Origin of the sequence: Shewanella sp. 10N.286.45.A1 (genome assembly GCF_041470405.1) — a bacterium.
GTDB lineage: Bacteria > Pseudomonadota > Gammaproteobacteria > Enterobacterales > Shewanellaceae > Shewanella.
Genome location: NZ_JBFRMK010000383.1, coordinates 1 through 858 on the forward strand (window position 1 = coordinate 1; position 858 = coordinate 858).

An 858-nucleotide genomic window follows, 5' to 3' on the forward strand; every position below is an offset into this window, starting at 1 on the left:
TTATATTGATTGGTATAACAGTGGTTTCATGGTACTGCTTAGTGTCTGTTTTAAGGGGATAAAGAACATCTTCGGCAATAAGCCTGCGCAAAATAGCATGATAAAAGCGCCTATATAGATCAACAGGCTATCGAGTTTCAGATAAGCGTTGAGATAGTTATAACTTGCTGCGCTTGCAAGGATAAAGCTGGCATTAACACTCCTTGTTAATCTATCGATTCGTTAAAGTTTGTTCTCTTTGGTTGAGTTAATCAACTATAAGTATTTATACACTAGTATTTCTAACTATTTTTCTGAAATGAATGCTTTTCATATCGAAGCTGTTGAGTGATTACTGATAACTATCAACTGTTGTGCAAAAGAAAAGGCAACAGTAAAAATGCTGTTGCCTTTAGGCTGTTTGCTATATTTATAAGCCCTTGGTTATAGGGTGATTATAGGGCTACTAGCAATACACTAAGCCTTAAATACACTGATCTTTTGCTTAATATCATCAGCTATTATTGCTAGATCTTCCGCTGAACTCACGGTATCTCCCGAGCGCTGCTCACCATCTCTAGCAAGCTCCGTTATTTGGTGCAGATTTCGGGTGATCTCTTCAGCCACTGCACTTTGTTGCTCAGTTGCGCTGGCAATACTGCTTGAAGCTGTTGCAAGTTCACCAATACTTTCGGTAATCGTGATTAATAGCTCTGTAGCTTCTTTGCCCTGTATTGCTGAACGATCACCAAGCTCATTGCTTTGGTTCATTTGCGTCGCAGTGGCTTTTACTTGAGTTTGTAATTGAGCAATAGTTTGCGAGATCTCAGAGGTCGACGTTTGTGTACGTTGAGCTAAAGTACGCACTTCATCGGCAAC

The 858-nt window shown here is 39.7% G+C and carries 1 protein-coding gene; it reads right to left on the minus strand.

The genetic code is table 11. The annotated features are described in order from the left end of the window. Window positions 1–456 precede the first annotated feature (456 nt). Window positions 457–858, minus strand: a 402-nt coding sequence (locus tag AB4238_RS21670; protein WP_372035622.1) for a methyl-accepting chemotaxis protein, incomplete at its 5' end; no start/stop codon positions are given.